We start from the raw sequence: 25,438 nt of genomic DNA on the forward strand, positions 1-25,438 counted from the left end.
GAGGATGACCTCGAGATTGGCGTCGTGCAGCCGGGCAACCATCTCCTTGAACTCGGAGAAGGCGAAGGCCGGGTTGCGGGCATAGCGCCGCGCCGGCGAGAAGAAGCTGATGGTGTTGTAGCCCCAGTAATTGGTGAGCCCCTTGTCCACCAGCGGCCCGTCATTGACGAAGGTGTGGACGGGCAGCAGCTCGACCGAGGTGACGCCGAGGCCACGCAGATAGGCAACGACCTCCGGCGCAGCGAGGCCGGCATAGGTGCCGCGCATCTCCTCCGGCAGGTCGGTGCGGAGCTTGGTGAAGCCCTTCACATGGGTTTCGTAGAAAATGGTGCGGTCCCAGGGGACGGCCGGGCTGCGCTCGCGGCCCCAGGTGAAGGCCTGATCGATGACGCGGCATTTCGGCATGAGTGCAGCGCTGTCGCGTTCGTCGAAGGTTCGGTCGTCCTCCGATTCAAGCTGGTAGCCGAAGATCTCAGGACCCCACTGCAACTCGCCGACGATGGTCCGCGCGTAGGGATCGAGCAGCAGCTTGTTGGGGTTGAAGCGATGGCCTGCCTCCGGCTCGTAGGGGCCATGCACCCGGAAGCCGTAGATCGTCCCGGGCCGCGCATCGGGCAGGTAGCCGTGCCAGACCTCGTCGGTATATTCCGGCAGCTCCAGCCGTTCGAGTTCCTGCTCCCCCGCATCGTCGAACAGGCAGAGCTCCACCTTGGTCGCATGCGCCGAGAACAGGGCGAAGTTCACCCCCAGCCCATCCCAGGTCGCACCCAGCGGAAAGGGCAGCCCTTCCCGCATCCTTACCCGCTGCGCCACTCGTGGCGCCGGTGTCGAAACTCGCGCGTCCATACCTCAGTCCCGCTGTGCGTGTGCCGCAGCAGAACAGAGCGAGATCGCGTCCGTTTCCGGCCAGTTGTGAATTCCTCCAAGAGATCAATGGCGGCTGGGTCAGGATTATTCCTGACCCCCATCCGGAACACTGAAGGTGGCTCGCTGTTTCGTCAGCTCCGCCCCAGTTCCAAAGGTCCGCCGTGTCATCCTCGCCCCATCGCCCTGCCGAGAACGATCCCGCTGTGTCCAATCCAGGTGCAGCCTGGCCTGAGGGGTTGGATACGGCAGCCCTGGCCGCCCTGCCGGACTTCCTGCTGAGGCAGCGCTGGTATCCAGCCAAGGATGCAGGCCGGCCGGCAGTCACGCTCTTGGCGCTACTGCCCTTCCCGGTGCCGGGCAAGCCGGCCGCGGCCGCCGTTTGGCGGGTCACGCCGCCCGGGCAAGCGCCGCTGCATCTCTTTGTGCCTCTCGCGCTGGTTCCGGCCGCGGCGGCGGAAGCCGCGCAGGTGATCGCAGCACCCGGGCTGGAGGGCGGTGGGGTTGGCGGCGAACTGCGGCTGGTTGAGGCCTTCTCGGTGGACGCTTTCGTCCGTGCCTGGGTGGAGGCTCTGCTGCGCGGCGGCGAGGTCTCCAGCTCCGGGCGGCTCCGCACGGGGCGGACGGAGCAGCTCGCGCTGGCCGGGCTCGAGCCGAGCGGCGACTGGGCCATTCGCCGGGGCAGCGCCGAGCAGTCGAACACCTCGATCCGTATCGGCGAGGGCGCGATCCTGAAGGTGATCCGCAAGCTGGAGGAGGGCGTCCATCCGGAGCTCGAGGTCGGCCGCTTTCTCACCGGCGAGGCAAGCTTCGCCGCAACCCCGGCGATGCTCGGCTGGACCGAGCTGGATGGCATGACCGGCACCGGCGCCGTCACCCTGTCCGTCCTGCAGGCCTTCGTGCCCAATGAAGGGGATGGCTGGTCCTGGCTGCTCGACAGGCTGTCGCAGCCCAAGGGTGGGGGCGAGGCCACAGAATGGCTGCGGCGGCTCGGCCGACGGACGGCGGAGATGCACCGCGCCTTTGCCATCAACACGGCTGACCCGGCCTTCCGGCCGGAGCCGGTGCGGACGGAGGACCGAGAGGCCTGGGTCGGCGCGGCGGAGGCAATGGCGCACCGCGCGCTGGATGGGCTTGTGGCGGCGCGGGACCGGCTGGTGCGGGAGGCGCGAGAGATGGCGGAGAGGCTGCTCGTCCGCCGTGGCGCATTGCAGGAGGGGCTGCGGGCGACGCTCGCCGGGGTGCCGGACTTTGCCAAGGCCCGGCACCATGGCGACTACCACCTCGGTCAGGTGCTAGTCGCTGACGGCGATGCGGTGATTGTGGACTTCGAGGGCGAGCCGCTGCGGCCGCTCAGCGAGCGCCGCGCCAAACACGCGGCGCTGCGCGACGTGGCCGGCATGCTGCGCTCGCTGGCCTACGCCGCCGCGGTGGCGGGGCGCGCCTTGCCGGAGGGGGAGCGGGCGGCGGCACAGGGGCGCCTCACGGCCTGGGAGGTGGAGGCCTCGCGCGCCTACCTCGACGCCTACCTGGACGCAGCGCGCGGCGGCGCCTTCCTCCCGGATGACCGTGCGGCAGCCGAGCGCATAGTGCGCTTCTTCATGCTGGAGAAGGCGCTCTACGAGGTGACCTACGAGCTCGCCAACCGGCCGGACTGGGTCGCCATCCCGCTCAAGGGCGTGCTCGCTCTGCTCGATGTGAATGCCACTGCTGCGACAACGCGCGTGCACCGCATGCCCTTCAGCGCCGAGACCCTGCTAGAGGGGCAGGTCCGCTTCCGGCTCTGGGCGCCGTCGCACCCAGAGATCGGCCTGGAGCTGGATGCCGGCGAGCCGCTGCCGATGCAGCCCGCCGGTGAGGGTTGGCATGAACTGGTGACGGACCGGGCAGGTCCCGGCACCCGCTACCGCTTCGTCCTGCCGGATGGGTTGCGCGTACCTGACCCGGCCTCCCGCCACCAGCCCGAGGACGTACATGGTCCGAGTGAGGTGATCGATCCTGCGGCTCATGCCTGGCGCGACACAGCTTGGCGCGGCCGCCCTTGGGAGGAGGCGATCGTTTACGAGCTGCACATCGGCGCTTTCACGCCCGAGGGCACCTTCCGCGCCGCCATCGACAGGCTCGACCATCTCGTCTCGCTCGGCGTCACGGCCATCCAGATCATGCCGGTCTCGGATTTCCCGGGCCGGCGGAACTGGGGCTATGACGGCGTGCTGCCCTATGCGCCCGATGCCAGCTATGGCCGCCCTGAGGACCTGAAAGCCCTGGTGGAGGCGGCGCACGAGCGCGGTCTGATGGTCATGCTCGACGTGGTCTACAACCACTTCGGGCCGGAGGGGAACTACCTCCACGCCATCGCCTGCGAGGCCTTCACCGACCGGCACAAGACGCCCTGGGGCGCCGCCATCAACATGGATGGGTCCGAGAGCGGCCCGGTCCGGGCGTACTTCATCCACAACGCCCTCTACTGGATCGAGGAGTTCCACCTCGACGGGCTGCGGCTGGACGCAGTGCACGCCATCCTGGACGACAGCCCGAAGCACTTGCTGGAAGAGTTGGCGGAGCACGTGCGCGCCGCGGTGCCGAACCGCCCTGTCCATCTGGTGCTGGAGAATGAGGAGAACCAGGCGAGCCGGCTGGTGCGCGGCGAGGGGGGCCGGCCCTGCTGGTACACGGCACAGTGGAACGACGACGTCCACCATGTGCTGCACGTGGCCGCCAGCGGCGAGTCCAAGGCCTACTACGCAGACTACCACGGCGACACGGACAAGCTCGGCCGCGCCCTGGCCGAGGGTTTCGCTTTTCAGGGTGAAGCGATGCCCTATCGCGGCCATGCGCGCGGGGAGCCGAGCGCCGCGCTGCCGCCCACCGCCTTTATCGCCTTCATCCAGAACCACGACCAGGTCGGCAACCGCGCCTTCGGCGACCGGCTGAGCCACTTCGCCCCGGCCGAGGCAGTGCGCGCGGTGGCCGCTGTCTACCTGCTGTTGCCGCAGGTGCCGATGCTGTTCATGGGCGAGGAATGGGCGGCGGCGCAGCCATTTCCCTTCTTTGCCGACTTTGGGCCGGAGTTGGCCGAGGCGGTGCGCAAGGGGCGGCGCGAGGAGTTCGCGCGCTTCCCTGAGTTCCAGGACCCGGCGATGCGCGAGCGCATTCCCGACCCGACGGCGGAGGCGACCTTCGCCGCCGCCAAGCTGCGCTGGGAGGACGCCGCCCGGCCGGAGCATGCCGGCTGGCTCGACTGGTACCGCCGGGCGATCGCCGTGCGCCATGCCGAGATCGTGCCGCGCCTCGCCGGTATCGATGCCGGCGGGCGCTACGAAGTGCTCGGCGAGGGTGCGGTGGCGGTGCGCTGGCCGCTCGACGGCGGCGGCACCCTAACGCTCTCGGCCAATCTCTCCGGTGCACGGGTGAAGGGCTTCCCCGCCGCGTCGGGCCGGGTGATCTGGCGAGAGGGCGAGCCGGACGAGGGAGGCGAGCTCGGCCCCTGGGCTGTGCGCTGGTCCATCGAGGAGGGTTCGGACGACGGCGCGCTAGACGAACTCGCCGAGCGCATGGGGATCGAGCCCGAATTCCGCAACGCGCGCGGCGAGATAGTGCGCGCAGCTACGGAGACGAAACGCAGCCTGCTTGCCGCCATGGGCGTGCAGGCGGCAGACGAGGCGGCGGCACGTGCGGCATTGGGCGCGCTGGAGCGCGCGGAATGGGAGCAACCGCTGCCGCCTGTCGCGGTGCTGCGCGCCGATGCTGTTCCCCTTGCTATCGAGATCACCCTTCCCGCAGGCACTGGCGAGCTCGCCTGGCTCCTCACGCTGGAGGAGGGCGGCGAGCACGCAGGCTGTGCGAATTTCGCGCAGCTGCCGCTGCTGGCCGAGGGCGATCTCGACGGGCAGGCGCTGCAGCGCCGGCGTTTAACGCTCAGGGGTGACATCCCCTGGGGCTACCATCGCCTGAGCCTCGAGCCGGGCGGAGCTGCCACGACCCTGGTCGTCTCGCCCGGCCACTGCTGGCTACCATCGGCAGTGGCAGAGGGGCGGCAGCTCTGGGGCATTGCGGCGCAGCTCTACCTGCTGCGCTCGGCCACTGACTGGGGCATCGGTGACTTCGGCGATCTGCGTAGCTTGGTGGAGCTGGCCGCCGCCCACGGAGCAGACGTGATCGGTCTCAACCCGCTGCATGCCCTGTTCACCGACAATCCGGAGCACGCCAGCCCCTACTCGCCGTCCAGCCGGCTGTTGCTGAACATCCTCAACATTGACGTCATGGCCGTGCCGGAGCTGCTGGACTGCCCAGACACGCGGGAGCTGATCGTCTCAGAAGGTTTCCGCGCCGACCTCGAGGCCTGCCGCACCAAGCCCCTGGTGGACTATGTCGAGGTCACGGCCATCAAGCTCTCGGTGCTGGAGACACTGTTCGACAGCTGCCGCACCGCCACCGATCAGGCACGTTGGCAGGCCTTTGAGGCCTTCCGGCGCGAGCGGGGAGAGGTGCTGGAGCGCAACTGCCTCTTCCTCGCGCTCCGCGAGCATTTCGCGGGCCGCGACCCGGCGCATGCGGACTGGCATGCCTGGCCGGAGGAGTACCGCGACCCCAACTCCCCTGCTGTCGCAGCCTTCGCCGCGGAGAAACGCCGGCGTCTCGACTTCCTCCTCTGGCTGCAATGGGTCGCCGATACGCAGCTTGGCGCTGCCGCGGCGGCTGCGGCCGAGCGAGGGATGGCGGTCGGCCTCTACCGCGACCTAGCGGTTGGCGCCGACCGTGCCGGCGCGGAGACCTGGGCGGATGCGGCCGCGGTTGTCTCCGGTGCGCAGGTCGGGGCGCCGCCCGATATCTACAACCCAGCCGGCCAGGACTGGGGGCTGCCTCCCTTCCACCCCCGCGCGCTGCGGGAGGAGGGTTACCGCAGCTTTATCGACCTGGTTCGCGCCAATATGCGCCATGCCGGCGGCCTGCGGATCGACCACGTTATGGGGCTGCAGCACCTCTACTGGGTACCGCAGGGGCAGAAGCCCTCAGTCGGCGCCTATGTCCGCTATCCCATGGACGACATGGTGGGCATCCTCGCACTGGAGAGCCACCGGCAGCGCTGCTTGGTGGTCGGTGAGGACCTCGGCACCGTGCCCGAAGGGTTCCGAGAGCGGATGGCGGAGGCGAACATCCTCTCCTACCGCGTACTCTTCTTCGAGCAGGACGGCGGCACCGGCGATTTCCTGCCGCCCGAGGCCTATCCACCCCTGGCCCTCGCCGTGGTCGGCAGCCACGACCTGCCGACGCTTCGCGGCTGGTGGGAGGGGCGCGACATCGATCTCAGGGAGCGCCTCGGCCTTTATCCCGAGCCGGACGAGGCAGGCCGCCAGCGCCAAGCGCGGCAGCGCGACCGCGCCGCTCTACTGCGGGCTCTGCGACGCGAGAACCTGCTCCCAGGGGGAGAGCCCGACATCCGGGCCCTGGTCCGCGCGGCGCATGCCTTCCTTGCCCGCACTCCCTCCATGCTGGCCATGGCGCAGATCGACGACCTGACGGACGAGGCCGACCCAGTGAACGTGCCGGCCACCTCGGACGAGCACCCGAACTGGCGCCGCCGCCTCTCCATGACGCTGGAGGAACTCGCCGCCCGCCCGCGCTTCATCGACATCGCCGAGATCTTCCGCGCCGAGCGCGGTGTCGCCCAATCCGAAGGACCCCTCGACAATGCCTGAGACCGGCTCACCGCCGATTCCGCGTGCGACCTACCGTCTGCAATTCCATGCCGGCTTCGGCTTCCGGGATGCGGCAGCGCTGGCGCCATACCTGGCGCGCCTCGGCGTCAGCCATGTCTATGCCTCGCCCTACCTGAAGGCACGACCGGGCTCCTCGCACGGCTACGACATCGTGGACCACGGCATGCTGAACCCTGAACTGGGCAGCGAAGCGGAGTTCCGTGCCATGGCCGCATCGTTTCGCGAGAACGGTCTCGGTCAAGTGCTCGATTTTGTGCCGAACCACATGGGCGTCGGCGGTGCCGACAATCCCTGGTGGCTGGATGTGCTGGAGTGGGGCGAGGATTCCGATTACGCGGGCTGGTTCGATATCGATTGGGATCCGGACCGGCGCTACCTTCGCAATAAGCTGCTCGTGCCACTCCTTGGCGACCAGTACGGCGTGGTGCTGGAGTCCGGCCAGCTCGAGCTCCGCTTCGAGCCGGAGGCGGGCAGCTTCGCCGTTTGGGCCTATGGCACGCACAAGCTGCCGATCTGCCCGCTCCACTATGAGCGCGTGCTGGGCGACGAACACCCGGAGCTGGAGCGGCTCGGCGATGCCTTCTCCGGCCTGCCAAACTGGCGTCCACGCGTCCATGCCCGGGCCCGAGACCTACAGGCTGAACTCGCCGAACTGGTGCGGGGACGGGACGATGTGCGGGAGGCGGTCGAGGCTGCTGTCGGGCGGCTGAATGGCCAGCCCGGCAAACTCGAGACCTGGCGGGCGCTGGACACCCTGATCCAAGACCAGCACTGGCGCGCCGCCCATTTCCGCGTCGCCGCTGACGACATCAATTACCGCCGCTTTTTTAATATCAACGAGCTCGCCGGGCTGCGCATGGAACTGCCGGAGCTCTTCGACCACGCCCACCGCTTCGTCTTCTCCCTGCTGGAAGACGGCACGGTGGAAGGGCTCCGGATCGACCATGTGGACGGCTTGCTCGATCCTAAGGGCTACCTAGTCCGCTTGCGGGAGGCGGCGCCGCGCCCGTTCTACCTCGTTGTCGAAAAGATCCTGTCGCGCCACGAGGTCCTTCGTGAGGATTGGCAGGTCCAGGGTACGACCGGATACGAGTTCGCCAACCTCGTTCTCGGCCTGCTGGTGGACCCAGCGGCCGAGGAGAGCTTCAGCCAGATCTATGCAGAGTTCATCCGCAGCAGCGAGCCCTTCGCCGAGACGGTGCGCGATTGCAAGCTCCGCATTATGCTGAACGAGATGGCGAGCGAGCTGAATGTGCTCGCTCGAGACGCGGCACGGGTGGCGCGGCAGAACCCGCGCACGGCGGACTTCACGCGCAACATCCTGCAGCGCGCGCTGAAGGAGATCGTCGCCTGCTTCCCGGTCTACCGCACCTATGTGGATGGCGCAGCCTCGCCCAATGAGGCCGACCGGCGCGATATCGACTGGGCCATCGCCCAAGCGCGGCGGAATGAGACCGACCTTGATCCGAGCGTCTTCGACTTCCTGTGCCGCTTGCTGACCACCGATCTGGTGGCGGAGCCGCGCAGCGGCTTCAGCCGGCACAGCGTCGTGCGCTTCGCCATGCGGGTGCAGCAATACAGCGGCCCGGTGATGGCCAAGGGCCTCGAGGACACGGCCTTCTACCGGTACAACCGCTTCGTCGCGCTGAACGAGGTGGGCGGGCACCCTGACCATTTCGGCGTCTCCCTGCCTGCCTTCCACAAGGCGAATGCGCAGCGCGCCATGCGCTGGCCGCATGCCATGCTCGGCACATCCACCCACGACACCAAGCGTGGTGAGGACACGCGGGCGCGGCTCGCCGTGTTGTCGGAGATGCCGGAGGAATGGGCGCGCCAGTTACGGAGCTGGAGCCGCATCCTGCGCGCCCGTCGCGGCGATGTGGAGGGCACAGCTCCACCGGACCGCAACGACGAGTATCTGTTCTACCAGCTCCTGCTCGGCGCCTGGCCGGCGGAGCTGACTGGCACCGGCATGCCGGACGCGGAGGCACTGCGCGGCTTCGCCGAGCGTATGGAAGGCGCCATGGTGAAGTCCATGCGCGAGGCCAAGCGGCACACCACCTGGGCCGCGCCAAACACGGCTTATGAGGAGGGAATGCTCGGCTTCCTCCGCGAGGCGCTCGACCCCTCCCGCTCCACCGCCTTCCTTGACGCCTTCCTGCCCTTCCAGGATCAGGTGGCACGGCTTGGTTTTCGCAATAGCTTGGTACAGACGGCGCTGAAGCTGACCCTGCCGGGCATGCCTGACATCTACCAGGGCTGCGAGCTCTGGGACCTCAGCCTTGTCGATCCCGATAATCGCCGGCCGGTGGACTACGAGCTGCGACGCCAGGTGCTGGAAGAGGTGGGCACAGCCATGGCACAGGACCGGCGCGCGGCAATGCTGGGCATGCTGGAGAACTGGCGCGACGGACGGGCCAAGCTCGCCCTCACCGCCGAGCTGCTGGCGTACCGGCGAGAGCACGCGACGCTCTTCGCCGAGGGCGGTTACGAGCCGCTGGCCGCGACCGGTACGAAGGCCGACCAGCTCTGCGTCTTCCTCCGCAGCCATGGTGACGACCGGCTGCTGGTAGCCGCGTCCCGCTTTCCCGCCCGGCAGGCCTTGGATCAGGGCTGGGCTGACACGACCATCCCTTCGCCGCAGATGGGAGGCATGGTCGGCTGGCGCGACCTGCTGACCGGGCGGAGGCTCGGGGCCGGCGGCAGCGCGCTGACGGCGGAGGAAGTGCTGGCGGACCTGCCTGTTGCCGTGCTGGTGCCGGATACGGAGGGCCAGGCATGAGCGGCGCGGCGCAGCCCCTCGCGGGGCAGACCGCCATCATCACTGGCGGCAGCTCCGGCATCGGCGCTGGTGCTGCACGAGCCCTGGCGATGGCCGGCGCCGCGGTTGTCGTGAACTACCACTCCGGCGCAGAGACCGCCGAGGCACTGGCAGCCGAGATCATCGCAGCTGGCGGCCGGGCCGTGGCCGTGCAAGCCGATGTCTCGCAGGAGGCGCAGGTCGAGGCTTTGTTATTGTCAAACGGAGCGGCATTCCGGCCCGCCGGACATCCTGGTCGCCAATGCCGGGCGGCAGCGGGACGCAGCCTTCGCCGAGATGACGTTGGAGCGGTGGCACGATGTGCTGAATGCCAACCTCACCGGGCAGTTCCTCTGCGCGCGGGAGGCGGTACGCGCCTTCCGGTGCCGCGGCATGCGACCGGAGCTCTCCCGCGCGCTCGGCAAGATTATCTGCATGAGTTCCGTGCACGACGTGATCCCCTGGGCCGGGCATGTGAACTACGCCGCCTCCAAGGGCGGCGTGTCGCTTATGATGCGGAGCTTGGCACAGGAGGTGGCGCCGGAGCGGATCCGGGTGAACGCCATTGCACCCGGTGCCATCCGCACGCCGATCAACCGCGAGGCCTGGGAGACGCCTGAGGCGGAAGCGCAGCTGTTGCGCCTGATCCCCTATGGCCGTGTCGGCGAGCCGGAGGATATCGCAAAGGCGGTAGTCTGGCTCGCCTCGGACGAGTCCGACTACGTCGTCGGCACCACGCTCTACGTTGATGGTGGCATGACGCTGTACCCGGCTTTCTGGGAGGGCGGGTAGGCACTGCCGCTGCGGTCTACTACTCGCGGCGACGTACGGCGTTGCTGTCCGTCGTCCACCAGCTTCAGCTGCGCAAGGTGTTCTACAGTGTCCCCTCGCGTCTGATCGGCCATCGCTTGCGGGTCCGCCTGTTCGATGGCTGGCTCGAGGTCCATCTCGGCGGCACCCACCAGTTCACCCCACCCCGACCGGCGGCTGCGTCAGCCTCCGGTCGGACCTGTACCCCTCAGGAGTGCCTCCACCTGCTCGAGCAGCCGCGAGAACTCCACCGGCTTTGGGTGGTAGTCATTGCAACCCGCCTCGAGCGCCTTGTCCCGGTCACCCGCCAGCGCATGCGCCGTCAGCGCGACGATCGGGATGGAGGCCGTGGCTGGGTCCGCCCGCAGCTCGCGCGCCGTGGTCCATCCGTCCTTCACCGGCATGCTCATTTGAGCAGCACCAGGTCCGGACGACGCTGGCGCGCAGCCCTCATCCCGGCCTCACCATCCTCCGCCAGCTCGACCTCGAAGCCGCGCCGGCGCAGGCGGTGGGCCAGGAACTCGCGGATGTCCTCGGTATCCTCCACCAAGAGGATCTTGGTCATGCGGGCGTCCTTATACCTGGGCTGCTGCGGTAATGGTCGTATTTGGACATCGAGCGGCTATGCGGCGGAGCTCCGCGACCAGTTCCGCCGGCAGCCCCGACTGCGCCGGGAGGATGCGCCGCACTTGGCCGCGAAGGCGCTCGCGCTCCTCAGCCGATATTTCACCCTCGGCAAGCGCGATCACGGGGATGGCCTGCCATTCGGGCCTGCAGCGCATCTCCTGGATCAATGCGAAGCCCTCGCCTCCCGCCCCCGGCACGGCGGCCAGCACCAAGCCGGGTGGCGGCGGGCCCGGCGCCTCCATCTGCCGCAGCGCCGCCGCGGTGTCGGCGGCTTCGGCGACCGTCCAATCCTCTGCCTCCAGCAGGCGCCGCAGCTCGCCGCGGGTAGCCGGATCGTTTTCCACCACCAGCGCGCAGTTGGCAGAAGGCTGCGAGCGGTAGCGGCCGAGCACCTCCTTCAGCCGCGCCCAGCGCACAGGCTTGGTCAGGTAGTCCGCGGCGCCAAGCGAGAAGGCCAGTCCCCGCTCCTGCACAATGGTCACCATCACGACCGGGGTCTCGGACAGCTCCGGATCCGCCTTCAGGGCCGAGAGCACGGCCCACCCATCCATCCGAGGCATCATCACGTCCAGCAGCACCGCCGCGGGCCGGAGCTCGCGCGCCATGGCCAAGCCCGCCTCACCATCAGCGGCACTGCGCACCGCGAAGCCCTCCCGGCGCAGAAAGCGCGCCAACAGGTCGCGCGTCGCCGGATCGTCGTCCACCACGAGCACCAGGCCGGCACTGCCGTCCTCTGGGATTGCTTCCTCGGCTGCCGCCTCACCCGCGGCAACTGCGGGCGCGTCCTCTGACACCCGGACCTGCCGCAGGTCGGCCGGCAGACGCATGACAAAGGTGGTTCCCTGGTTTGGGATGCTGTCCACGGCAATGTCTCCGCCGAGCATGGAGCAGAACGCCCGGGTGATGGCCAGGCCAAGACCGGTGCCGCCAAACCGACGAGTGGTGGAGTTGTCCGCCTGGGTGAAGCGCTGAAAGAGCCGTTCCAGCTGCTCGGGCGTCATGCCAATGCCGGTATCGGTGACCCGGAACTCCAGCCAGTCCAAGCCAGCCTCGTCGCTCGCCCGCCACGACCGCAGAGTGATCCGCCCGCCTTCGGTGAACTTGGCGGCGTTGGAGAGCAGGTTGATGAGGCACTGCCGCAGCTTCAGCGGGTCCGAATGCATGGCGCCCAGGTCGGGCGCGAGATCGATCTCCAGCCGGTTGCCCTTCTTTTCCACAAGCGCCTGCACTGTGCACGCCACCTCCCGTGCGAGCTCCGCCGCATCGAAGTCCTCCGGCTGCACCTCCATCTTGCCCGCCTCGATCTTCGAGAGGTCGAGCACGTCGTTGATGAGCGAGAGCAGGTGTCGGGCATTGGCGTCGATCTTGCGCAGGTCGCTCAACATGGACTCGCCGGCCTCGCCGAGGTCGGCCGCCTCCTCCTGCATCATTTCGGCATAGCCGATGACTGCGGAGAGCGGCGTGCGCAGTTCGTGCGACATGTTGGCGATGAACTGGCTCTTGGCCATGTTCGCCTCCTCGGCCGCCTCCTTAGCCGCGGTTATGGCCTGCTCGGCGCGCTTGCGCGCGGTGATGTCCTGCATGGCGCCGATCATCCGCAGCGGCCGCCCGGCCGCGTCGCGCAGCAGGAAGCCGCGGTCGAGGATATCGGCATAGCTGCCATTCGCCCGCTGAAACCGGTACTCCTCCTGCCAGTGCGCCCCGCCGCTGTCGATCACGGCGTGGATGTCAGCCACGACCCGCTCCCGGTCCGCTGGGTGGATGTGTTCCTTCCACCATGCTCCTGACGGCCCGACATCCTCCGGGCCGTATCCGAAGAGCGTGGACACCGCGTCATTCCAGAGAATGTGGTCCGTCGGCAGGTCCCAATCCCAGATCGCGTCGTTGGTGGCGCGTGCCGCCAGCCGGTAGCGCTCCTCCGCCTCCCGCAGCGCCAGCTCCGCCCGCTTGCCGCCTGTGATGTCGCGCACCGTGCCGATGAGACGAACCGCTCGCCGGTCCTCGAGCACGGCCCGCCCCCTGGCCGCGATCCAGCGCTTAACCCCATCCTCGAGGCCGACCGTCCTGTACTCGAGACTGAAGGCGCCTGCTCCCCCAGGAGCCAACGCCGCCTGGACCGCTGCGTCGGCCGGCTCGCGGTCCTCTGGGTGCAGGCCTGCCAGGAAGGTACCCTCGTAGGAGACTGGGGCCTCGGGCGGCAGGCCGAACAGCGCCTTACACCTGGTGTCCCAGCGCAGATCGCCTGTGGAAAGGTTGAAGTCCCAGATGCCTATATCGGCCGCCTCGACAGCCAGCCGCAGGCGTAGCTCTCCCTCTCGCGCAGCTGCCTCAGCACGCTGTTGCTCGGTGACGTCCCGCGCCTCGATCACGGTGCCGACCGGCTGGCCGTTCTCCAGCATCGGGCTGGCGGTGAAGGCGACGGTGTAGAAGTGCCCGTCCTTGTGGACGAAGACCTCCTCACCCTGCACCCGCATGCGGTCTGGGAAGGCCCGATCAATCGGGCATTCCTCGATCGGGAAGTGGGTGCCGTCGGGCCGGGTGTGGTGCACCGCCTCATGCAACGTCCGCCCCTTGATCTCCTCCAGCCTGTAGCCGGTCATGGCCTCGGCCGCCGGGTTCATGAACACGCATCGCTGCTGCTCGTCCATGATGAACAGGCTGGAGGCGGCGTTATTGGTGATCGCCTCGGTCAGCCAGAGCTGCCGGCGCAGATCCTCCTCAGTCCGCTTGCGGTCGGTGATCTCCATGAACAGTGCGGAAAAGCGCCCCTCGCCCTCGGCCCGGTGCGCGCGTGCCTCAAACCAACGACCACCGAGAGCAGGAATATGGAGATCAAATCGCTCGGGCTGACCGGTCTCGGCCACCCGCGCATAGGTCTCGAACAGCCAGCCCGGGAGGTCGGGAACCACCTCCCGCGCCGGGCGGCCGAGGATCTCCGCAGTGCGAAGCCCCGTATGCGCCTCAAGGGCCGGGTTCGCCTCCAGGAAGCGGAAGTCCGTTGCGTGGCCAGTCAAAGGGTCGCGGATCACCTCGCCAAGGAAGAAGCCCTCGCCCATGCGCTCGAACAGACTACGCCAGCGTGCCTCACTCGCCCCCAGGGCTGCCTCGGTTGCTTGCCGCCCAGTGATGTCGCGTGAGGACGCAATGACGCGCACCACCCGCCCCTCCGCATCCCGCACCGGCGAGACCGCGACATCCCACCACTTCGGGGTGCCCTTGGCGGTAGGGCAGAAGCCTTCGAACCGGGCAGGCTTGCCCGAAAGCGCCTCAGCTAGCGCCTGGCGTAGACTCCCCTGCATCGCCTCAGGCCAGAGCTCGGCCCATTCACGCCCCCGAACCGCCTCGAAGTCGTCGACCTCCGTCAGACATCGGCCGTTGGCATTCATGAACTCGAGGCGGCCCTCCAGGTCCACCACCTTGAGGCAGTCGGTGCTGGCGTCAAACAATGAGCGGAGGAAGGCCTCGCTGTCGCGCAGTGTCAGCCCCGACGGGAGTGTTGCGTCTGGGGAGTCAACGCTCCCGGTTACAGCAAAGGCATGCACTTGGGCGGGGGGAACCGGACGGGATTGCTCCATGGAGGGCTATACGCAGCCCGCGGCGCTGCGTTCAGCAGCCTAGGCGTGCGAGCCATTAATCATCCATGGCTTTTCTGAAGTTCCCAGCTAAGGGTAGGCGTTTGAACGCCGCGCGCAATTGCGTCCCGTGGGGGCGATGGCGTACCGCCGCGCTAACGTGTTTTGACCACGACGCGCCTGGCCGGGAGAGAGGCGATATGCATCCCCGTTCGCCAGACGCGGCCCAAAACGGCAGATCTGGGGAGCGGCGCCCATACGGCCTGCCGCTCGTTGCCCGTCTGCTCGCCTTCGGCCTCGCCGTTCTTCTGCCAGCCATTGTCCTCGGCGGCGTCCTGCTATGGCAGTTTGCTGCGTCCGAGCGCGCCAGGGTCGAGGGGGAGGTGCGAGAGGCCGCACGGCATCGGGCGGAGACGCTCGACCGCAAGCTGGAGGCGCACCACCTCGCCCTGCGCATGTTGTCCCTATCGGCGCACTTGCGCTCTGGCGACCTGCCGGCCTTTCACGCTGAGGCGGCCGAGCTGGGGCGGCTCGAGGGCTTCGCTGTAGTGCTGCGCGACGCGACCGGACGGCCGCTCGTCGACACGCGTCTGGCCTGGGGGGCGCCGCTGCCACCGACGCCGGAGGCCCTTGCCGGCACAGACCGCCACGCTCTCGAAAAGGGAACGCCGACCGTCTCGGACCTCCTGGTGAACACCACCACGCGCTCGGCGGAGTTCGCCATCGTGCTGCCGGTCCGCCAGGCCGCCGCCCAGGCGAGCCTGCTTAGCCTCGTGTTGCCAGCTGAGGTGGCGCTGCAGGTGCTCAGGCCACAAGCGCTGCCCGAGGGCTGGACCTCCTCCTATGTCGACAATGCCGGCCTGATCGTCGCGCGCTCGGGGCGCAACGCGGAATTCGTGGGCAGGCTGGCGACGGAGGATCTCCGCCGAAATGCGATCGGCGAGGCCGGCACGTGGCTGGGCACCACCGCCACCGGGCAACCCGTGGTCGCCGCTTACAGTCGGTCCCAGCTCTCGGGCTGGCGTGCTGCCGTCGGGGTTCCGGTCGCGGTAGTGCGCGCGCCACTCCACCGCTCGCTTTGGGCGCTCGCCGCCGTCGGTGCCGCCGCCCTGATCACGTCGGCGCTGCTCGCTTGGTGGACCGGGCGGGGCGTCGCCAGCCCAATCCGGCAGCTTGCAGATGCGGCTCTTCGGCTGGGGCGGGGCGATACCCCGGCGGCGCAGCCCACCCGGATCCGCGAGGTTGATCTGGTCGGCGAAGCAATCGAGGTCGCGGCACAGGGGCTCCGGGACCGGGCGGAGGAGCGGGATCGAGCAGAGGAGGCGCTGCGCGAGGAGACCCGCTCGCTTGAGACACTCAACCGCATAGGTGCCCTGCTCGCGGCGGAACTCGACCTAGACCGTCTGCTCCAAGCCGTCACAGACGCCGCGACCGAGCTAAGCGGGGCCCAGTTTGGCGCCTTCTTCTACAACGCGCCCGACCCTCAGGGTGGCCACTACACGCTCTACACCCTCTCGGGTGCGCCGCGGGAAGCGTTCTCGCGCTTTCCTCTCCCGCGTGCCACGGCGCTCTTCGGGCCAACCTTCCGCGGCGAGGACGTGGTGCGTATCGCCGATGTGATGCAAGATCCCCGCTTCGGGCGCAATGCCCCGTTCCGGGGCATGCCCGAGGGCCACCTCCCGGTCCGCTCCTACTTGGCCGTGCCGGTCACCTCGCGCTCGGGCGAGGTCATCGGTGGGCTGTTCTTTGGCCACCCTGAGCCAGGCGTATTCACCGGACGCGCCGAGCGGTTGGTGACCGGCGTCGCAGCCCAGGCGGCGATTGCGGTGGACAACGCCCGCCTGTTCCAAGATGCGACCCGTGCCAGGGAGGCGCTGGAGCGCCGCGTGGCCGAGCGGACGCGCGAGTTGGAGGAGGCAAACGCGAGGCTGCGCGAGGAGGTGTCGGCGCGCGAAGTGGCACAGACTCGGCTTGCGCAGGCGCAGAAGATGGAGGCACTAGGCCAGCTCGCAGGCGGCATCGCGCACGACTTCAACAACGTCCTCCAGGCCGTCGCCGGCGCCCTGCGCCTCACCGCGCGCCACGCGGAGGACCCCAGCCGCGTCCGCCAGCTCGCGGGCATGGCGTCAGAAGCTGCCGAGCGCGGTGCCTCCATCACACGGCGGCTGCTCGCCTTTGCCCGGCGCAGCGACCTCCGAGTCGAGCCGGTTGACACCGGCGCGCTCCTCGCCGACCTAGGCGAGGTGCTCGCGCATATGCTCGGGGCCGGGATCGAGGTGCGGGTCGAGGCCGCCGCCCCCCTCCCGCCAGTGCTCGCCGACCGGGGGCAGCTCGAGACGGTGATTGTCAACCTGGCCACCAACGCCCGCGATGCGATGCCGGGCGGCGGCAAGCTCACTTTATCAGCAGTGTGCGAGGCGGTCTCGGACCCGCTGACCCATCCCGCAGGACTGAAGCCTGGCACCTACCTCCGGGTGTCCGTCACCGACACAGGCACCGGCATGGACGCAGCGACGCTGGCGCGGGCGGCGGAGCCCTTCTTCACCACCAAGCCGCTGGGCAAGGGCACCGGGCTTGGCCTCGCCATGGCAAAGGGCTTTGCCGAGCAGTCCGGCGGCGGTCTCGCCGTTAGCAGCAAGCCGAGCCTTGGCACGACAGTCACACTCTGGTTGCCCTCCGCCCCAGCGGGCGAGCCGCCGCAGCTCGGGACCGAGAGGGGCGACGCTGCCTCGGCTGCATCGGCCGCGACGCCGATGGCCACGACGGGTGCCGCTAAACCACGACGCGTGCTGCTGGTAGACGACGAGCCCCTGGTGCGCCGGACCCTCGCGGCAGAGTTGTCGGGACGGGGCTGGGTCGTTGAGGAGGCCGAAGGTCCCGCGGGAGCGCTGGTGCGACTGGAGGCTGCGGAGCCATTCGACCTGCTGGTGACCGACTTCGCCATGCCGGGCATGGACGGGCTGGCGCTCATGCGTGAGGTGAGGCGTCGGCGGCCCGAGCTGCCGGTCCTGCTGCTCACCGGCTATGTGGAGGACGGCACGATACCGGCCCTGCGGGAGGCGGAGGAGGGAGGGCCGTTCGCCTTACTGCGTAAGCCGGTCTCAGCAGACGAGCTGGCGGCCCGGGCCGACGGGCTCACGGCGACCGAATGTGCCGCCATTAGCTGGGAATAAAACCCTGCCCCAGGGCACCGCCAAGTCGTCGGTTTCTATTCGAAACGGAACGGCTGGGCCAAGCTGGGTTGATGATGCCCAAGCTCGCCACCTACCCTTGGCTGATGCCAAATCCTGCTGATCAGAACCCATGGGCCCAATCGCACAGTCCGATGGACATGATGGTCTAGGGCTGCCCGACGAGGCGATTCCAGGCGCGACAGCAGTGGTCGACGATGTCGTCGTAGCAGCGGAACACGCGGTTCGAGAGCCAGTTGTCCCGCATAAACTGCCAGGTGTTCTCGACCGGCTGCGGAGCACTGCTCCGCAGGTTCAGGGCATTTTCGCGGCAGCGGGATGAGGGTGATGTTCGACGGCACCTCGAGCCTATCCGACAGGTGCCATGCGGCTTGGTCGAGCAGCAGCACGGCATGCGCGCCCGGCGCCATCCTGTTGCATGGGTCAGCAGCCTAGACGTACTGGTTCCTGGTCGCATTCGGGATCAGGCGATCCGGATGTAATCATGCGTTAAGGTGCCGCAGCGGCCCTTCTTCAGCGGCAGCCCGGGCTGGGTCCGGTCGAGCGCCTGGATCTTTGCGGCGCAGCACGTCGTGTCGAGAAGGTTGTCTCACCCTCGATAAGCCTCCCTGACGGCTTGATCCTGCGTTGCCGCAGTACAGCGGGGTTCCGCTTCAAAGGTATGGTGCCCGAGACAATTGGCCGGCCCGGCGACCATCCCGCCACGCTGCTGAAAATCTACCTCGAATCGGAAGACGCCATCTGGCTCATGCGCTTATTCCGCCGGTACCCGGTGTATTCGGGCTTCACACCTGAGTCAGTTCAGGCCTTCCTCTGCTGTCGCCTAGCAGAGGTATCAAGGTTCTGCCCTAGTAGCTGGATTGAGAAGATTCGTAGGTATAACTGCACCTAACATAAGTCAAAATATACGAACAACAGTGACAGCGGCGCAAGTCTGATCCCAAACGCGAAAAGCAGACGCAAGCAAAGAACCCCTTAAGGGCACCGAAAAATTGTGTGATCGTGGCAGATGAGTGTTATGCCAGCCAATGTAGGGGAACAAAATTCAATGGCAAAGTCAGAGACAGCTGCTCCACGCGGCACAAACAAGGTCGTCAAAGCCTTCTTCGAAAGCCTGGACGCAACGCCCGATGCTGGCCGGTCACAGGTAGCAAAGGCGGCGCTGGCCGCGATCCGGGAAAAGCTGACAGCCCGTAAAGACAAGGAGAAGGCCACCCGAGAAAAGGAGAAGGCCAAGTCTGCCCGCGGTAGGGCAGCACCCGCGCCCCGCAAAGCAGCCTCGTCGTCGCGCACTGCAAACGCCCGAAAGGCTCCGCCCACCGCATCTAAACCGGCACGCTCGACGAAGGCGCCTGAAGTCTCTGCACCGAAGGCCACAAAGCGTCCAGCTTCACGCCGCGTCGCACCCAAAGCTACTGCGGTAGCAGCCCCGCAACCTAGGAAGGCCGCCGCGCGCCGGTCCAGCGCTCGGAAAAAGCCTGCGCCGGAAGCATCCTCGATGGACAACCAAACTGCGCTAGATAGCGAATCAAGGAATGACGCACCGTCTGAAGGCACGACCAGCGGCGAACAAGTCTGATCTCGAAAAGCACTCCTGCTCTGAAAGCCAAGCTCGTCTCTGACCATTTCTGCGGGCTGAGACGGCGGAGCGGGTGAGCGGCTTGACTGGGCTGTCTCCGCCAAAAGGCGGCCACGTAGCTGATGCCTCAACCGCCGCCGGCACCGCAAGTCGATGCTGTGCAGCCTCGCGCCGCACCATGAACAGCATAGCTTGGTGTCCATGGTGGCTCCACGTCTGTGGGCCAACGTGGAGCAGTCGTCTGTTAATTGCCACTGAGACCTGACCCGGTTTGGGGTGAAGTTGCCACTGAGAGGAGCGTGGTGCACGGATGGGCCACGCAGCGGGACACGCATCTCCTATGTATTGCCGGGCGCGGCCGCATGGGTTGGCAGAGGGCCTCGGGTTACAACTGGCGTGCTCTGGTGGAGGCCGACATTTCAAGATGGAAGCGCGTCATTGGTGATGGGCTGCGCTCGCAAACAGACGGGCGGCAAGCGACCGAGATGGCCATTGCTGCCAAGGTGCTGAACCACATGCTCAAGCGCGGACGGCCGGAGTATGTCCGCATCGCCTGATCCCGAATGCGACCAGGAACCAGTACGTCCAGGCCGCTGACCCATGCAACAGGACGGCTCGGCCACTGAAGCGGGTGATCCAGCGGAACCTGCAGGACCAGCTAGCCAACCTGCTGCTGGAAGGCCGCATCCATGACGGCGAGGCGCTCAAGGTCTCTGCAGGCATGGATGGGCTGGTGGTGCGGCGGACGGGCTCGCGCGCCTCGCCGAGGCAGCGTGAGGCGAGGACGCCGTGATCGTGTCCAACGGCGAGGGAGGCGTTTACAGACGCCTCCCTGTCCAAAGGGCAGGCAGGCCGCACCTTCGGCGTCAGTTATGGTGTCGCCTTGCGGTGCCCGTGCGAAGCCTCAGACCGCTCTATGCCGCTGCGGCTAGATGGGCTGAGGCGGCAGCGACTGCCGGGCACGGTGGGGGGCCTTGATTTGGGACAGGCGCCCTCGCCGGGCAGGGCGGAGGGTCATTGTCATCATCAGGACTATCCCACCGGAAGCGCCCGTTACGCTGCACCGGAGGTTCCCGCCGGTTGCGGTGCCCAGAGTTCTGCCGCAGGGCAACAGTGTTCTCGGAGCCTGCGCGATCCAGCCCTAGCTCTGCCCTGTCCAGGGATCTGAGTGCCTGGAAAATCTCCTCTACCCATACGAGAGCCCCGCTATCCAGCTGCCGCAAAGCAGGCTGGTCTATCACGGCGCGGGTGTCCGACGCCCATGACGCCAAGATCTCGCGTTTTTCAGCATGGGTTAGCTTCCGGTCATTCACCACTTGATCAGGGTGCGTGAATACGGTGCTGCGTGTGGCCCGTCCATTTTGCAGACCATGAGGCAGACGCGATCCAAATTCAGCGAAGTGACTGTGTGATTCCGTAAGCTCGCTCATCTTTTAGCTCCGCGGCCCAGGACTCCCAGTTTTGTCGGAAGGCGCGTATCGCACTGACGATCAGCTGGCTTCGCCTCGACGGTCAGCGAAGTATTCATACCAAAGGGCTCTTCAAGAGGACTGAAGGAAATTTTTAGCGCGTATCGCTACCGTCCTACTCCCCCGATACCAAGTCCCGCCGGCGTGAACCCATGCGGCAGAGCAGCTCTGTCGAGGCCGGGATCAGGCCCTATCGAGCGGTTCCCCGCCGTCGAATAGATTGGGGTCAACGACCGACATGATGATGCCGGTCATGGGCGGTGCACAGATGCTCGCGGCCATGGTCGCCGACCCGAGCTTAGCCGGGATCCCTGTCATTGTGCTGAGCTCCATGCCCAGGCGGGAGTCCGATCGCGTGAACGTCGTCGCCATCCTGTGCAGGCCCTACATCACCGAGGAGGTCCTGAGCACAGTCGAGCGGATGTTCAGCCGGGTGTAGCTGGAACCTGACCACTCTGCTGGCCACCTATCTCAGCGGGAACCGCTTTCAACAGGGCGGCCTCAGCGTCCTCTACCATCCCGGCCTGACCTATATGCCCCCGCTCCGCCCCAGTCAGGCCGGGAATTCGGCGGATGTCCGCCATAACGGCAAGCTCTGAATCACGTGCGATAAGTCTCGCTCAACGCGGGTCAGCGGACTGCATTATACCAACCCGATTTGGGACTGACTCTTCTGTGTCTTCTCGGGCTGCTGACAGGCTGATTCGATGAGCCCTGTGTCGATTCGGCAGGGAGGGCCTCATGGGTGCGGCAGTGGCGGTGACCCGGGACGAGTTTACGCCGCCGCAGCTGCGGGCGGCGGCTCGTGCGAGTGAGGATCCGGCCCAGGTGCGGCGATTGCTGGCGGTTGCCTTGGTCTTGGAGGGTGTATCGCGGCAGCAGGCGGCCGAGCAGTGCGGCATGGATCGGCAGACCCTGCGGGACTGGGTTCTGTATTAGCTAGGACTTCATCTGACAGACGGCGTTGGCTGTGTGAGCCGATGAGCGTGTCTGCCGTGGTCAGTGGCGCATGATTTTCTCCCTGGCGAGTGGGGTGGCGTCAAGGAAGGTTTGCATCGGAGTCTTGCCGTAGCACCACCTGCCCTGATGAGGCCTGCTGGTATTGTAGTTGGCCACCCAGCTGTCGAGGTCGGCCTGCAGCTCCGCGATGCTGAGATAGACCTTCTTGCGGAAGGCTGTGCGGTAGAACTCGTCGAGCACGGTGCGGTGGAAGCGCTCGCAGATGCCGTTCGTTTGCGGGCTCTTGGTCTTCGTCCTGGTGTGGTCGATGTCCTCGACCGCGAGGTAGAGCTGGTACTCGTGTCGCTCTGGGCTGCCGCAGAACTCGGTGCCGCGGTCGGTCAGCACCCGCTGCAGCTTGACCTCGTGCTCGTCGTAGAAGGGCACCACGCGGTCGTTCAGCAGGTCGGCGGCGGTGATCGGGGTCTTGCGGTCGTAGAGCTTGGCGAAGGCCACCTTGGCGTAGGTGTCGATGAAGGTCTGCTGGTAGATCCGCCCAACCCCTTTCATCGTGCCGACGTAGCGCTTTCGAACTCGCCGTGGGCTTCGTTGTCCTGCCTGGCCTTCTCCAGGGCGGCGATCTGGGCGTCGGTGAGCACCAGCCCATCCTGGGCGCTCTTGGCCTCGAGCGCCTTCAGCCGCTTCTTCATGGTCTCGAGGTCGTGCCGTTGCCAGACGCAGCGCACCCCCGGCGGGGGAGATGGACAAGCCGCGGCGCTTCACCGCCTCGGCCACCCGCACCTGGCCCCAGGCGGGCTGCTCGATGGCGATGGCCACCACCGCCTCCTCGACGTCGGCGGGCGTGCGGTTCTTTAGGATGGGCTTGCGGCGGCTGATCTAGGCCAGCGCGACCTCGCCGCCTTTGTCATAGAGCTCCTTGAACCGGTAGAAGCTGTCCCGGCTGTAGCCGAGCATCTTGCAGGCCTGGCTGACATTGCCGAGTTGGCGGGCCAGCTCCAGCAGCCCGGCCTTGGCACGAATGATCTTCTGTTCCTGTGTCATCTCCGGGGTCTCCGTCCCGCCGGTGGGCGGGGCACGGTCCGAGCTCGGGGCAAGGACCGCGTCCCACCCACCGGCTCCAACCTTCCGAAACCAACACTGAATGTCAGATCAAGTGGGAGCTAACGCAACTATAACGAGGGCGGTGTCGCCAGTTTGCAAGCCCAGGTGTAGCGGCGATCGCGCACCGCACGCGGACGCGTGCCGCGTTTGGCCCAGATGCGGGTTAGCGTGCCCTGCTGGCCCACCCTGGCCTCATCCATAAATCAGACCTCGATGGGCGTGCCGTGCGCTACCTCAGCGATGGCCGCCTTTACCAGTTCGCTGAAGCCCCCCTAAAAGCCGCTTGCGCGGCCAGGTCGCTCTGCGGATGGGAAGGGCGGACCGACAAGCGCCGGAAGCGGAGCTTGGTGAGCAGCTTGCCCACCGTGCGCTCGTGCAGGCTGACCTTGAACTCACGCCTGATCCGCTCTTGCAGGTCGCGGCAGCGCCAGCGCACCACACCATCGCGCTCCAGATCGGGCCCTTGCTCGACCCAGCGCTCCACCGCGGCCTCCTGCTCGGTCAGTAGCCGTGCCGTGGGGCCCGGTGCGCGCCGGTTCACCAGGCCTGCCAAGCCCTCGGCGTTGTAGCGGTGCACCCAATCGCGCAGGGTCTGCCGGTCCATGCCGCAGGTTGCGGCCGCGTCCGTGCGCGACTGCCCTTCCAGTACCAGGGCGAGAACCAGCATGCGTCGCGCTGCGTTCGCGTCCCGGCTGCGGACGGCGGCCTGCCTCAGGGCAGCCGCAGACAAGTCCTGCCGCGTGATCGCCACCGCCATTCCAAGCCTCCCGAATCGAACCCTGGGCGACAGCGAATCACGAACGCAGCAAACGGCGGATCACATACGAGTCAGTGACAACGGCGGTTGGTATAAGCACTGCCTCGAGCCGCTGGAACATGCACTCCACGCACCACCGCCGGCGGTACAGCCGGGCAATCTGCCGTGCGTCGACCCGTTCGGGCAGGTTACTCCACAGCCGGATGGTGCTCTCACCCGCCTCGGTCGGTGTGTCCAAGGTAAGTTCGATGCGGCGCCATGGTTCGGCCGCCCCGGCCAGCGCGATCCGCTGCTCGCGCACCTCCCCGGTGTCAGTGCGGCCGCACGCGCGCCAGGGCCCCTCGGTGCAGCACGTGGAGGGCTTCGCCGAGGAAGCCAGGCGCCGGTCCCGCGCCGTTGCCGAGGTCGACGCGAGGACGACGTGATGGGCCGGATCGAGGCCGTGAGGGACTAAGAGGAGTGGGGGAAGGCTGATGCTCGCGGCACCCGGCCCGCGCTCTCGGCGCCCTGTCCCACCTCTCGACGACGCGGCGATGCTCCTGGCGTGAGTGCCGACCAAGACGGCGGTCAGGTGAACAGGCTGTAAAACATTCGTGCCGAGGTCGCCGCCAGAAACACGGCGAAGGCCCGCTTCAGCCATAACGGAGGGATGGTGTGCGCCAGGTGCACCCCCCAGGGCGTGGCCAGAATGGAACTCGGCGCGATGAGCGCGAGCCCCACCAGGTTGACATAGCCCAGCGATATCGGAGGCACGCGCGGGTCGCCCCAGCCGCCGAGGATAAAGCCCAGCGTAGCGGGGACGGAGATGATCAGCCCGAAGGCCGAGGCGGTGGCCACCGCCGAGCGGATCGGCGCCCCGCACATGGAGAGGATGGGCACGCCGAGCGTCCCGCCGCCGATGCCCATCATGGCGCTGACCGCTCCGATGCCGATGCCCATCGCTTGGCGCGGCGGCCCGTCCGGTACCCGGTCGGTAATGGAGAAGCTCACCCCGGTGAAGCCCATGTTGAGCGCCACTAGGAGGGAGACCAGGGCGAAGACCGCGGTCAGCCCCTCCCCGCGCACATGCACAGCCAGCAGCGTGCCGAGCACCACGCCCACCAGCATGGCCGGCCAGATGGAACGCAGCAGCGTCACATCCATCGCCCCCTTGGCATGGTGCTTGCGCGCGGACTGTATGGACGTGGGCACGATGGTGGCCAGCGAGGTCGCCACCGCCACCTTCATCTGCACCGCTTCCGGCACGCCGAAAAGGGGGAAGATGTTAAACAGGAGCGGCACGATGACGATGCCCCCGCCCACCCCCAGCAGCCCAGCCAGCGTGCCCGACACCAAGCCTGTCGCCGCCATGGCAGCCGCCAGCCCCGCGAGCCAGTAGGGGTCCTGCAGGTGTTGCATGGAGGCACAGGCTCCTCGGAGGGTGGGCTCGTCCTATACAGGGGGCGTCCCATCTCGTCACGGTGCCCCTCCCATCGGCGCTGACGGGGTGGTGCGGCTCGGCCACCGGCACGCCTGGGGCACGTGTGCGCCTTGAACGCTGCCCCCGGCACCCCTCGGGCCGCGCCGGGCCGGAGCGCCGCTTCTCGGCCCGGTGCAAGCTCGCCGCCGTTACCCGCCTGCTGCGCAGCGAACCATCGGGACAAGGCGCTCGGCGCGGGCTGCGACGACTATCACGCGAAGCCGGTGGATTTCTCCGGGCTTGTTGCGCAGATCGACAGCGCGCTGAAGCTCCGCGCCGGCGCCGACCCGGCCGCCTCGTCCTGAGGGGGAATGCGATGAAGGTATCCGAGGTGATGAGCCGCGACGCCGAGTTCATCGACGGGGAGGCAACGGTGGCGGATGCGGCGGTCATGATGGGCGAGCTCGAGGTGGGCGCGCTGCCGGTCGGCACGGCAGAGAGGCTCCAGGGCATCGTCACCGACCGCGATATCCTCTACCGGGTTGTCGCCAAGGGGCTGGATTCCGCCGCGGTGCGGATACGGGAGGTG

The 25,438-nt window shown here is 67.6% G+C and carries 14 protein-coding genes and 6 pseudogenes; 11 read left to right on the forward strand and 9 right to left on the reverse strand.

The genetic code is table 11. The features are described from left to right. Positions 1 to 795, reverse strand: a pseudogene (locus EP26_RS23905) (glycogen debranching protein GlgX); the annotation flags it as partial. Between the two features lie 308 nt (positions 796 to 1,103). Between EP26_RS23905 and treZ the strand changes: the two are divergent. The 4 genes and pseudogenes from treZ to EP26_RS23920 all read left to right on the forward strand — a co-directional run bounded on the left by treZ (position 1,104) and on the right by EP26_RS23920 (position 10,176). Then, complete coding sequence (treZ, locus tag EP26_RS33555) at positions 1,104 to 6,563, forward strand: malto-oligosyltrehalose trehalohydrolase (RefSeq protein ID WP_245624496.1); 5,460 nt, start codon at positions 1,104 to 1,106, stop codon at positions 6,561 to 6,563. Further along, positions 6,556 to 9,366 (forward strand): malto-oligosyltrehalose synthase, encoded by a 2,811-nt coding sequence (treY, locus tag EP26_RS23915; protein WP_043342354.1) that lies wholly within the window; start codon positions 6,556 to 6,558, stop codon positions 9,364 to 9,366. The genes treZ and treY overlap by 8 nt, the downstream gene beginning before the upstream one ends. Continuing rightward, positions 9,363 to 9,545 (forward strand): annotated as a pseudogene (locus tag EP26_RS38250) (SDR family NAD(P)-dependent oxidoreductase); the annotation flags it as partial. The gene treY and the pseudogene EP26_RS38250, both read left to right, overlap by 4 nt. A gap of 19 nt (positions 9,546 to 9,564) precedes the next feature. Next, on the forward strand, positions 9,565 to 10,176 hold the full coding sequence (locus EP26_RS23920; RefSeq protein WP_281177108.1) for an SDR family oxidoreductase: 612 nt from the start codon (positions 9,565 to 9,567) through the stop codon (positions 10,174 to 10,176). Between the two features lie 200 nt (positions 10,177 to 10,376). Here the strand turns inward: EP26_RS23920 and EP26_RS38255 are convergent, their stop codons facing one another. Genes EP26_RS38255 through EP26_RS32375 form a run of 3 tightly spaced genes read right to left on the reverse strand, consistent with a single transcriptional unit; the run spans position 10,377 to position 14,396 of the window. Continuing rightward, complete coding sequence (locus EP26_RS38255; RefSeq protein WP_281177109.1) at positions 10,377 to 10,592, reverse strand: response regulator; 216 nt, start codon at positions 10,590 to 10,592, stop codon at positions 10,377 to 10,379. 8 nt (positions 10,593 to 10,600) lie between these two features. After that, positions 10,601 to 10,759: a response regulator gene (locus tag EP26_RS38260; RefSeq protein WP_281177110.1), complete on the reverse strand. Its 159-nt coding sequence runs from the start codon at positions 10,757 to 10,759 to the stop codon at positions 10,601 to 10,603. A gap of 10 nt (positions 10,760 to 10,769) precedes the next feature. Continuing rightward, positions 10,770 to 14,396: a PAS domain S-box protein gene (locus EP26_RS32375; RefSeq protein WP_084112888.1), complete on the reverse strand. Its 3,627-nt coding sequence runs from the start codon at positions 14,394 to 14,396 to the stop codon at positions 10,770 to 10,772. 197 nt (positions 14,397 to 14,593) lie between these two features. Between EP26_RS32375 and EP26_RS32380 the strand changes: the two genes are divergently transcribed. Next, a complete protein-coding gene (locus EP26_RS32380; RefSeq protein ID WP_052389602.1) occupies positions 14,594 to 17,566 on the forward strand; it encodes a GAF domain-containing protein in 2,973 nt (990 codons plus the stop codon). A gap of 166 nt (positions 17,567 to 17,732) precedes the next feature. Here EP26_RS32380 and EP26_RS37675 read toward each other — a convergent pair. After that, positions 17,733 to 17,994: pseudogene (locus tag EP26_RS37675) on the reverse strand (IS630 family transposase); the annotation flags it as partial. Positions 17,995 to 19,525: 1,531 nt separating this feature from the next. On the opposite strand from EP26_RS37675, the gene EP26_RS35225 reads away from it, so the two are divergent. From EP26_RS35225 to EP26_RS37680, 4 genes and pseudogenes are all read left to right on the forward strand, one after another. Further along, complete coding sequence (locus tag EP26_RS35225; protein WP_157033721.1) at positions 19,526 to 19,720, forward strand: hypothetical protein; 195 nt, start codon at positions 19,526 to 19,528, stop codon at positions 19,718 to 19,720. 65 nt (positions 19,721 to 19,785) lie between these two features. After that, on the forward strand, positions 19,786 to 19,956 hold the full coding sequence (locus EP26_RS35230; protein ID WP_281177111.1) for a hypothetical protein: 171 nt from the start codon (positions 19,786 to 19,788) through the stop codon (positions 19,954 to 19,956). Positions 19,957 to 20,870: 914 nt separating this feature from the next. Beyond that, positions 20,871 to 21,071, forward strand: a complete 201-nt coding sequence (locus tag EP26_RS23945) for a response regulator (protein ID WP_157033723.1) — start codon at positions 20,871 to 20,873, stop codon at positions 21,069 to 21,071. A gap of 302 nt (positions 21,072 to 21,373) precedes the next feature. Next, a pseudogene (locus EP26_RS37680) lies at positions 21,374 to 21,562 on the forward strand (helix-turn-helix domain-containing protein); the annotation flags it as partial. A 69-nt stretch (positions 21,563 to 21,631) separates the two neighbouring features. Here EP26_RS37680 and EP26_RS23955 read toward each other — a convergent pair. The 4 genes and pseudogenes from EP26_RS23955 to EP26_RS23970 form a co-directional block, all read right to left on the reverse strand. Beyond that, positions 21,632 to 22,633: pseudogene (locus EP26_RS23955) on the reverse strand (IS481 family transposase). 158 nt (positions 22,634 to 22,791) lie between these two features. Then, positions 22,792 to 23,450, reverse strand: a pseudogene (locus EP26_RS23960) (IS630 family transposase); the annotation flags it as partial. A gap of 37 nt (positions 23,451 to 23,487) precedes the next feature. Beyond that, positions 23,488 to 23,751 (reverse strand): hypothetical protein, encoded by a 264-nt coding sequence (locus EP26_RS23965; protein ID WP_043342357.1) that lies wholly within the window; start codon positions 23,749 to 23,751, stop codon positions 23,488 to 23,490. 266 nt (positions 23,752 to 24,017) lie between these two features. Next, positions 24,018 to 24,848: a sulfite exporter TauE/SafE family protein gene (locus EP26_RS23970; protein ID WP_043342359.1), complete on the reverse strand. Its 831-nt coding sequence runs from the start codon at positions 24,846 to 24,848 to the stop codon at positions 24,018 to 24,020. 132 nt (positions 24,849 to 24,980) lie between these two features. Here EP26_RS23970 and EP26_RS33570 point away from each other — a divergent pair, with 132 nt between their 5' ends. Both EP26_RS33570 and EP26_RS23975 read left to right on the forward strand, forming a co-directional pair. Then, the gene (locus EP26_RS33570) at positions 24,981 to 25,214 is read left to right on the forward strand and encodes a hypothetical protein (RefSeq protein WP_084112892.1); all 234 of its coding nucleotides are present in this window, start codon (positions 24,981 to 24,983) and stop codon (positions 25,212 to 25,214) included. Between the two features lie 11 nt (positions 25,215 to 25,225). After that, the coding region (locus tag EP26_RS23975; RefSeq protein WP_043342360.1) for a CBS domain-containing protein at positions 25,226 to 25,438 on the forward strand (213 nt) is incomplete at its 3' end.

Source organism: Belnapia moabensis DSM 16746 (assembly GCF_000745835.1).
GTDB lineage: Bacteria > Pseudomonadota > Alphaproteobacteria > Acetobacterales > Acetobacteraceae > Belnapia > Belnapia moabensis.

Excerpts from the sequence above, each read along its gene's own strand:
- EP26_RS23945 (WP_157033723.1), top strand. The coding sequence starts at position 20,871 with ATGATGATGCCGGTCATGGGCGGTGCACAGATGCTCGCGGCCATGGTC.
- EP26_RS23920 (WP_281177108.1), top strand. The coding sequence starts at position 9,565 with ATGTCTCGCAGGAGGCGCAGGTCGAGGCTTTGTTATTGTCAAACGGAG.
- EP26_RS32375 (WP_084112888.1), bottom strand. The coding sequence starts at position 14,396 with ATGGAGCAATCCCGTCCGGTTCCCCCCGCCCAAGTGCATGCCTTTGCT.
- EP26_RS35225 (WP_157033721.1), top strand. The coding sequence starts at position 19,526 with ATGGGTTGGCAGAGGGCCTCGGGTTACAACTGGCGTGCTCTGGTGGAG.
- EP26_RS32380 (WP_052389602.1), top strand. The coding sequence starts at position 14,594 with ATGCATCCCCGTTCGCCAGACGCGGCCCAAAACGGCAGATCTGGGGAG.
- EP26_RS23970 (WP_043342359.1), bottom strand. The coding sequence starts at position 24,848 with ATGCAACACCTGCAGGACCCCTACTGGCTCGCGGGGCTGGCGGCTGCC.
- treY (WP_043342354.1), top strand. The coding sequence starts at position 6,556 with ATGCCTGAGACCGGCTCACCGCCGATTCCGCGTGCGACCTACCGTCTG.
- EP26_RS38260 (WP_281177110.1), bottom strand. The coding sequence starts at position 10,759 with ATGACCAAGATCCTCTTGGTGGAGGATACCGAGGACATCCGCGAGTTC.